Origin of the sequence: uncultured Salinicola sp., from assembly GCF_937921195.1 — a bacterium.
Lineage (GTDB): Bacteria > Pseudomonadota > Gammaproteobacteria > Pseudomonadales > Halomonadaceae > Salinicola.
On record NZ_CALFQK010000147.1, the window covers coordinates 1 to 4,550 of the forward strand.

Sequence of the window (4,550 nt, forward strand, 5' to 3'; positions counted from 1 at the left end):
GTACTGGCCAATGTCGCGGCGCAGAACCCCCAGATCGCGGATTCGATCACCTGCGCGCTCTATCCACGGATGTCGCGGGACATACCGGCTTGGACGTACAACGACTTCCCCTGCGTGTGCATCCCCTCGGCCGCCTCGAACAAGGCGGAGGCCAAGCTGTTCGCAGCGTCTCTTTTCGATCCTGCGGGATACATCCCCCAGCTACATGCCGCCCCCGGACACGTGCTGCCCGTGCTCGAGACCGTCGCAGAGAACCCGGCCTACCGGGACAACGAGATCATCGACAGGTATCCGCAGGAAATCGACCTCATGGCCTCTGCCGCGGCGCAGGGGTACAACCTCGGATTCGAGACGACGGCCCACCAACCCAATACGAAGGCGGGCGAAATCATCGCCTCGAACGCGATCGCCGAGATGGTGCAGCGGGTCGTCTTGAATGATGAAAATCCCCAGGCCGCCGTCGGCAATACCGTTACGCGCCTCGAAGAAATCATGCGCTCCTGAGCTTGATGCACTCCGACCCACCACCGTCGCTCGAGAAGCGTTACGCCCGGATTGGCGTGGTGCTCATCGCCCCGACGGTGTTGGTGTTCTGCGCCGTCATTCTGTATCCGCTCATTTCGGCGATCTATCTTTCCCTCTTCTCGATCTACACCCCGACGTTGGCCGGAGAGTGGGTAGGGGTGGACAACTACACCGCACTTCTCGCCAGTGGAGACTTCTGGAACGCCGCACTCAACACCCTGATCTGGACAGTCGGGACGCTGATGCTGCAGCTCGTCTTCGGTGTGGCGATGGCGCTCCTGCTCAACCAATCCATCGTCTTCCAGTCGTTGGCCCGGAGCCTGGTCCTCTTCCCCTACTTCCTGTCGACGGTCGTGGCCGTGCTCGTGTGGCGGTGGCTCTTCAACGACCTCTACGGGATCCTGAACCACGTTCTGCTGATCGCGGGGTTGATCGACGCGCCCGTCAACTGGCTGGGTCAGATGCCCAACGCCATGATCTCGATCATTCTCGTCGGAGCTTGGAAGTACTTCCCGTTCGTCGTGATCGTTGTGTTGGCGCGCCTCCAGTCCATCCCGGAGCAACTGTACGAAGCGGCCACCATCGATGGCGCCGGTCCCTTCCAGCGGTTTACCGATATCACGCTCCCGCAATTGCGCGACGTGCTCGTGGTGGTCGTTCTCCTACGTGCGATCTGGGACTTCAAGGAGTTCGACTTGATCTACCTGATGACCGGGGGCGGACCCGCGAGGGCTACCCAGACGCTGTCGCTCCTCGTCTATGAGGAGGCGTTCAGGCTGAACCGCATGGGGATGGCGTCTACCTACGCCGTAGCCATGATGCTGGTGCTGCTCGGGTTTACGCTGGTCTACCTCCGGCAGACCAACCGGCTCGAGGAGGGTTGATGAACGCGTCACGCGCTAGGATGATCTGGAGCGTCGTCACCTGGACGATCGTGCTCGCGGTCGTCTTTCCGTTGATCTGGATGATCGTCACCTCGGTCAAGCCGCAGTCCGAGCTGTTCAGTATTCCGCCGACTCTGATGCCCGAAACTATCACGTTCGAGCACTACCGGCGGCTGCTGACCGATACGCCCTTCCTCCAGTATTTCCGTAATTCGATGATCCTGGCGGTGACGACGACCGTTGTAGTCGTCGTGCTCGGTACGCTGGGCGCCTACAGCCTCGTACGCTTCAAGTACCGCGGCCGCGAGACCCTCGCGACGCTCGTCCTGTTCACCTACCTGATGCCCTCCGTGGTGCTGGTCATCCCGCTGTATCTGATGATGGCGAAGCTAGGACTGGCCAACACGCTCGCGAGCCTGGTGATCGCCTACACCACATTCGCGCTGCCGTATGCCCTCTGGTTGCTGCGCTCCTTCATGTCGAGCATCCCCGTGGATCTGGAATCCGCGGCGCTCGTGGACGGCGCCGGCCGAATGGGGGCCTTCGTCGATGTCGTCCTCCCGCAGGCTCTGCCGGGCATCGTCTCGACGGCGCTATTCACGTTCATTCTCTGTTGGAACGAGTATCTCTTCGCGCTGGTGCTCGTGAATTCCGACAGTGTACGTCCGCTGACGGCCGGCACCATGAACATGCTGATCACGTCGTTCAACATCGACTGGTCACTACTCATGGCCGCCTCCGTCATGATGAGCCTGCCGCTCATCGTGATCTTCACCTTTCTGCAGGGCACGCTCACCAAGGGTTTCGGCGCCGGCGCGGTGAAGGGGTGATACATGGCTGAGGTCGTTTTCGAGAAGGTCCGCAAGACGTTCGGTTCCACGGTCGCGGTCAATGACCTCGATCTCACGATCGATGAGGGCGAGTTCGTCAGCCTGCTCGGGCCTTCGGGCTGCGGCAAGACCACGACGCTCAGAATGCTGGCGGGTCTGGAAGAGGCCAGCGGGGGGACCATCCGCATCGGCGATCGCGTGGTGAACAGCGTCCCGCCAGCGAAGCGCGATATCGCGATGGTTTTTCAGTCCTATGCGCTGTATCCGCACATGACGGTCGGGAAGAACATCGCCTATCCGTTGAAGAAACGAGGCATTCGTGAGCCGGAGCGCTCCGAGCGGGTCATGGCCACCGCACGTCTTCTGGAGTTGGAGACACTGCTGGACCGCAAACCGGCGCAGTTGTCGGGAGGACAGCAACAACGTGTGGCACTCGGCCGTGCGATGGTGCGGGAGCCCCAGGTGTTTCTGTTGGACGAGCCGCTGTCCAACCTCGATGCGCGGCTTCGGGCCCACATGCGTGCGGAGCTCATCGAACTGCACCGACGCATCGGGCGCACGATGATCTACGTCACGCACGACCAGCTCGAAGCGATGACGATGTCCACGCGGATTGCCGTCATGAACGCTGGCGTGCTTCAGCAATTCGCCACGCCCGCCGACATCTTCCACCGCCCAGCCAACGTATTCGTCGCCGGGTTCATCGGTTCCCCGGCCATGTCTCTGGTCGAGGGTGAGCTGGTGGGGTCGGGCGGGGGCGATGGGGAACGGCGGTTCCGGGTTCACTGCGGCGCTCTGGACGTGGCGCTTCCGGCCGGTCTGCTCAATCGGTCGGCTGCACCGGGCCCGATTGCGCTCGGTATCCGCCCAGAGGATATTCTCCTGGGGAGTGGGCACCACACGGCGGCAGTGGGGGTCGTGGAGCGGACGGGCCATGAGAGCATCGTCCGGCTGGATGCCCAGGGCACGCCGTTGATCGTGCGGGCACCTGGAGACACGCCCATCGAATCAGGTGAGACGGTCCGTTTTTCGCTCAGGGTCGAACGGCTCCACATATTCGATTCTACCACGGGCCTCCGCCTGAACGCGGATACCAAGGACTCATGAGGCTCCAAGGAAAAGTAGCGATCGTGACGGGGGGAGGCGCGGGCCTTGGCAAGGCAATCGCGCACCGTCTTGCGGAAGAAGGAGCCGACGTCGTCATCGGGGATACCGACGAGACCGCCGCACAGGCCGTCGCTGCCCAAATCCAGGCGCTCGGCAGCAGGGCTGCGGCAGTCCGAACGGACGTCACTCGAAAGTCGGAAATCGAGGCTCTGGTCGAACAGGCGATGCAGCTTGGTCCTATCGACATCCTGATCAACAACGCAGGAGTCGAGGAGATCACGCCGCTACTCGAAATTCCCGAAGAGGAGTGGGACCGGACGCTCGACACGAATCTCAAGGGGGTGTTCCTGTGCAGTCAGATCGTGGCGCGTGCGATGATCGCTGAAGGGCGAGGCGGGAAGATGGTGAACATCGGCTCCATAGCGGGCATCATGCCACCGAGAAAAGAGCCACACTACGCGGCATCCAAGGGAGCCGTTCATGTACTGACAAAACAAATGGCTCTGGAGCTTGCGCCGCACGACATCACGGTGAATGCAGTAGCCCCCGGCGTCATAAAGAACGGACTCAGCACGCATCATTCTCTCGCCGATCCGGAGCAAGCCGAACGGATTGCAAAGGGAATTCCGCTGGGCAGGGTCGGATCCCCTCTCGATATTTCGCACGCGGTGCTCTTTCTGGTATCTGGAGAGGCCGACTACATCACGGGCGTCGTGCTGCCCGTGGACGGAGGGTTTTTGCTGGGCGGTCTGCAGACGGGGTGAGGGGCTACGTACGCCCCGGGTCGCTCGGCACCCGACCGGAGGATATCCTGGGACACACCATTTCTACGTACTCAGCCTGCTAGAGGATCATGGATCGAACGAGTGTCGATTGGACCGGCCCGATGCCGGCTGTCACGACCCCGTTTCAAGCCGACGGCGACATCGATGAGAAGTCGTTTCAATCGAACGTCGAGCGCCTGCTGGGGAGCGGCGCGACCGGAGTCATGGTCGGCGGCTGCACAGGTGAGTTCTGGGCGCTGAGTCATGAGGAGCGCAAACATCTGTCCCACCTGGCAAAGGAGGCGGTCGGGAGTGCCGGGACCCTGATCGTGGGTACCGGAGCGATAACGCTAGACGAAACCGTGGCGCTTACCCGGGAAGCGGAAGAAGCGGGCTGCGATGGCGCCCTGATCCTGCCGCCCTATTTCGTGCAATTGACC

6 protein-coding genes are annotated in these 4,550 nt (G+C 62.0%); all 6 read left to right on the forward strand.

Annotated elements, in window-relative coordinates; genetic code table 11:
- The coding region (locus Q0602_RS16145; protein WP_298845492.1) for a hypothetical protein at positions 1-504 on the forward strand (504 nt) is incomplete at its 5' end.
- Positions 505-509: 5 nt separating this feature from the next.
- Complete coding sequence (locus Q0602_RS16150) at positions 510-1,409, forward strand: carbohydrate ABC transporter permease (RefSeq protein WP_298845494.1); 900 nt, start codon at positions 510-512, stop codon at positions 1,407-1,409.
- On the forward strand, positions 1,409-2,239 hold the full coding sequence (locus Q0602_RS16155) for a carbohydrate ABC transporter permease (RefSeq protein WP_298845496.1): 831 nt from the start codon (positions 1,409-1,411) through the stop codon (positions 2,237-2,239). The genes Q0602_RS16150 and Q0602_RS16155 overlap by 1 nt, the downstream gene beginning before the upstream one ends.
- 3 nt (positions 2,240-2,242) lie before the next feature.
- The gene (locus Q0602_RS16160) at positions 2,243-3,346 is read left to right on the forward strand and encodes an ABC transporter ATP-binding protein (RefSeq protein ID WP_298845499.1); all 1,104 of its coding nucleotides are present in this window, start codon (positions 2,243-2,245) and stop codon (positions 3,344-3,346) included.
- Positions 3,343-4,110, forward strand: coding sequence for an SDR family NAD(P)-dependent oxidoreductase (locus Q0602_RS16165; RefSeq protein ID WP_298845501.1), 768 nt, complete (start codon positions 3,343-3,345; stop codon positions 4,108-4,110). Before Q0602_RS16160 ends, Q0602_RS16165 begins: the two co-directional genes overlap by 4 nt.
- A 122-nt stretch (positions 4,111-4,232) precedes the next feature.
- Positions 4,233-4,550 (forward strand): dihydrodipicolinate synthase family protein (locus Q0602_RS16170; protein WP_298845503.1); only part of this gene is annotated, 318 nt, incomplete at its 3' end.